Raw genomic sequence first — 4,050 nt, forward strand, 5'->3', positions numbered from 1 at the left:
GAGAAGGTCATCGGCACGATCCGCTCGCGCACGCACCACTACCCGTTCCGGCTCGTGCCGCCCGCGAAGCTCACCGCCTACATGGAGCGGCTGCTCGAGGCCGAGGGCGTGCCCGTCGCACCCGGCGTGCTGTCCTTCGTGACGCGTGCGGGCGGCGGGTCGGTGCGAGACTCCCTGTCGGTCCTCGACCAGCTCATCGCCGGATCGGGGCCGGAGGGCCTGACCTACGAGAGCGCCGTGTCGCTCCTCGGTTTCACCGACGGCGAGCTGCTCGACGCGACCGTCGACGCGCTCGCGGCGGGTGACGGGGCCGCGACGTTCCGGCAGATCGACAAGGTGATCGAGTCGGGGCACGACCCGCGCCGGTTCATCGAGGACCTGCTCGAGCGGCTCCGCGACCTCATCATCGTCGCGGCCGTGCCCGACGCGGGGCAGGTGCTGCGCGGGGTTCCCGAGGACCAGCTCGAGCGGATGCGGGTGCAGCAGTCCGCTTTCGGGCCGGGCGCCCTGTCGCGGGCGGCCGACATCGTCAACGCCGGCCTCACCGAGATGACCGGCGCCACCGCCCCGCGGATGCAGCTCGAGCTGATCTGTGCCCGCATCCTCCTGCCGGCGTCGTCGGGTGAGGGCGGCTACGGCGCCCGCCTCGACAGACTCGAGCGCCGCCTCGAGGTCGGCGGGGTCCCGAGCGCGGCGGCTGTCTCGCCGGCGGACCCCCCACCTGGCCGTATGCCGCCGAGCTCGCCCCCACAGGACACCGCGGTCCCAGCGGAGCGCCCAGCCCCGTCGAGGGCGCACGAGGCACCAGGCGCAGCGACCACGCGGGCGCAGGACGTGCCGCGACCCGACCAGACGTGGGCGGAGGACGTGCCCCGAGCCGACCAGACGCGGGCGCAGGACGTGCCGCAGCCCGACCGCCCGAGTGCCGATGCTGTTCCGCGACCCGAGCGGACGAGTGCGCAGGACGGGCCCCGACCGGATCGGACGGAGGGCGCCAAGGACTCACCTCCACCACCGGGGGCTCAGGGAGGGGCGCCGGCAGGCGCGCCGGCCACCCCCACTGTCGACCGCGCGCCGGCCGGTGGCATGGACACCGACGCGATCCGCCGGGCCTGGCCCGACGTCCTGGGCCGGATCTTCTCGCGGCGCCGCATCACCTGGACGTTCGTGTCGCAGCATGCCCAGGTCGTCGCCTACGACGGCTCGACCTTGACGCTCGGCATCGCCACGGCGGGCTTGACCAACACGTTCCGATCAGGCAACCACGCCGAGATCGTGCGGCAGGCGCTCATCGACGAGCTCGGCGTCGACGCTGTCGTCGACGGGGTGCACATCGCCGACGGAGGCCAGGGGACGTCCGCGCCGGAGGCCCCGTCCTCCCCGCAAACCAGGCCCCAGGACGACGGTCCCTCCGGCCGCCGGTCCCTCGAGGACAACGCGGGGTGGGGGAGCGTCTCCGCGCCTGCGCCCGACTGGGCGACGAGCCCTGAGCCCGAGGAGTCGAGCGGCCCGCCAGTGAACCGCCGTGCTGCCGATGTCCCCGACGCGCCGGGTGGGCAGAGTCGTCAGGTCGCCGGCGCCGGCGAGCCTGGCTCCGCCCCGGATCCATCCTCAGCGGCTGCCACGCCCGCGGGAACGCGAAGCCCGTCAACATCCGAGACCTCACCTCGCGGTGCGGGTGTGGTGCGCGAGTCGCTCGGGGCCGCCCGGCGCGGCGTGGTCACGGCCGCGAGCGGTCCGACGGCCCCGACGACCGACGACACCGCGGTCAGCGACGACGACGAGGACATCGAGCTGTCGGGCGACGTCGGTCGATCCGTCATCGAGAAGGTGCTCGGCGGCCGAGTCATCGCCGAGACCGAGGACTGAGAGTCGTCGACGTCGCGGCGGTCGCCTGGGTCGCTCGCAGGGTTCGTCTGATGGGCGCCGCGGGCACCGGTGACACGCCCACCCTAGAGTGAGCCGCATGCTCTACAGCCTCGGTCGAGGGGTTCTCGTACCACTCAGTCGCGCGCTCTACCGCCCGACCATCGAGGGAACGGACAATGTGCCGCGGACGGGCGGTGTCATCCTCGCGAGCAACCACCTGTCCTTCATCGACTCGTTCGCGATCCCGCTGGTGTCGCCGCGTCGGGTGCGTTTCCTCGCGAAGGACGAGTACTGGGCGGGGGGCGGCGTCAAGGGCGCGCTGCAGCGTGGCTTCTTCGACTCCGTGGGGATGGTTCCGGTCAACCGGCATTCGCCGACGGCCGCCCAGGAGAGCCTCGACAAGGGCCTGGAGCTGCTCAAGGCAGGCGACGCCTTCGGGATCTACCCCGAGGGGACCCGCTCTCGGGACGGCCGTCTCTACCGCGGGCGCACCGGCGTCGCCTGGCTCGCACTCAACGCTCAGGTCCCGGTCGTCCCGGTGGGTCTCATCGGCACGCAGGACATCCAGCCGGTCGGGTCCCGGTTTCCGCGGCTGGCCAAGGTGACAGTCCGCTTCGGCCGGCCCATCGGGGTGGAGGCCTACGCGGGTTTGCCGGCGGGACGGGCCCGGCGCGTGCTGACCGACGACGTGATGGACGCCATCGCAGCCCTGACCGGCCAGGAGCGGGTGGACGGCTACAACGAGGTGCCCACATCCGAGAACCTCGACTGAACCGGCTGAGGGTCTGGCGCGAGTTCGGTCCCAGCCGGCACCGCCTGTCGCGAGCGGCGTGCCGGGAGCTGTCGCGCGTGGGGCATAGGCTGCAGGGGTGTACGAAGGCGCGGTGCAGGACCTCATCGACGAGCTCGGCCGACTCCCCGGGGTGGGCCCCAAGAGCGCGCAGCGCATCGCGTTCCACCTGCTCCAGGCGGACTCCGAGGACGTCACGCGACTCGTGACGGCGTTGGCGGAGGTCAAGGCCAAGGTCCGCTTCTGTGAGGAGTGCGGCAACGTGGCGCAGGCCGAGAGGTGCCGCATCTGTGCCGACCCCCGCCGTGACCGGTCGTCGATCTGCGTGGTCGAGGAGCCGAAGGATGTCGTCGCGATCGAGCGCACGCGTGAGTTCCGCGGCACCTACCACGTCCTGGGTGGCGCGATCAGTCCGATCGACGGGATCGGACCCGACGACCTGCGCGTCCGCGAGCTCATGCAGCGCCTGGCCTCCGGCGATGTCCAGGAGGTCATCATCGCGACGGACCCCAACCTCGAGGGCGAGGCGACCGCCACCTACCTGTCCCGACTGCTGCGGGACGTCGGCGTGACCGTGACCAGGCTGGCCTCGGGGCTGCCCGTCGGCGGGGACCTCGAGTACGCAGACGAGGTCACGCTCGGCCGCGCCTTCGAGGGCAGGCGCCGGGTCGACGCCTGACCGGGCCACCCGGCAGACTGGACCCGCGAGCGACACCGAGCTCAGCGGCATACGACACCCCGGACCCGACAGGGGGCCTCTCAGATGACCACCGACGACACCACGCGCGACACCAGCACGGGCGAGCCCGCTTCGACAGCGGCGGCGGACGACCTGAGCGGTCTGGCCGACCTCACGGCCCAGGAGGCGAGCGCTTACCTGACCGCCGTCACCGAGGTGGCGTCGGGGAACTCTCCCGACACCGCCATCCCGCTGCTCACCTTGGCGCTGTCGCAGGTGCTCGTCGCGGGCGCGAGGCTGGGCGCGATCCAGGACGTCGTCCTCGAGGAGCGGTACGAGGCCGACCCCGGCCCGGACGACGACCCCGACCCGCTCCGGGACGGGCTCGCGAACCTGCTGGCCGGCATCGACGACTACGTCTACGTCGTGGATCCGGTCACCTCGCCGGAGCGCGTCGGCGGGTCGATCACCAACGACCTCGCCGACATCGCCCTGGCCATGACTCACGGGCTCAAGCACTACGCGGCGGGGCGCAAGGTCGAGGCGCTCTGGTGGTGGCAGTTCAGCTACCTGTCGTCGTGGGGCGACCGGGCCCTCGCGTCGATGCGGGCGCTGCACTCGATCCTGTCGCACCTGCGTCTGGACGCCGACGAGGAGCGGGTCGCCGAAGCGGAGTTCGACGCGCTCCACCCCTGATCTCGTCCCCTCACGC

General features: G+C 72.5%; 4 protein-coding genes. All 4 read left to right on the forward strand.

Features of this window, described 5'->3' with window-relative positions; translation table 11 throughout:
• Positions 1 to 1,869, forward strand: a 1,869-nt coding sequence (locus LOY02_RS18205) for a DNA polymerase III subunit gamma and tau (protein WP_317183786.1), incomplete at its 5' end; no start/stop codon positions are given.
• Positions 1,870 to 1,966: 97 nt separating this feature from the next.
• Positions 1,967 to 2,641, forward strand: a complete 675-nt coding sequence (locus LOY02_RS18210; protein ID WP_317183787.1) for a lysophospholipid acyltransferase family protein — start codon at positions 1,967 to 1,969, stop codon at positions 2,639 to 2,641.
• 97 nt (positions 2,642 to 2,738) lie between these two features.
• Complete coding sequence (gene recR / locus LOY02_RS18215) at positions 2,739 to 3,338, forward strand: recombination mediator RecR (RefSeq protein WP_317183788.1); 600 nt, start codon at positions 2,739 to 2,741, stop codon at positions 3,336 to 3,338.
• An 84-nt stretch (positions 3,339 to 3,422) separates the two neighbouring features.
• Entirely contained in the window at positions 3,423 to 4,034 is a 612-nt protein-coding gene (locus LOY02_RS18220; RefSeq protein WP_317183789.1) for a DUF5063 domain-containing protein, read from the forward strand.
• The last annotated feature ends 16 nt before the right edge of the window (positions 4,035 to 4,050 follow it).

This window comes from Intrasporangium sp. (assembly GCF_032907665.1).
Classification (GTDB): Bacteria; Actinomycetota; Actinomycetes; order Actinomycetales; family Dermatophilaceae; genus Intrasporangium.

Bases quoted from the DNA above. Each gene is read 5' to 3' on its own strand.
- LOY02_RS18220 (WP_317183789.1), top strand. From the start codon at position 3,423: ATGACCACCGACGACACCACGCGCGACACCAGCACGGGCGAGCCCGCT.
- LOY02_RS18210 (WP_317183787.1), top strand. From the start codon at position 1,967: ATGCTCTACAGCCTCGGTCGAGGGGTTCTCGTACCACTCAGTCGCGCG.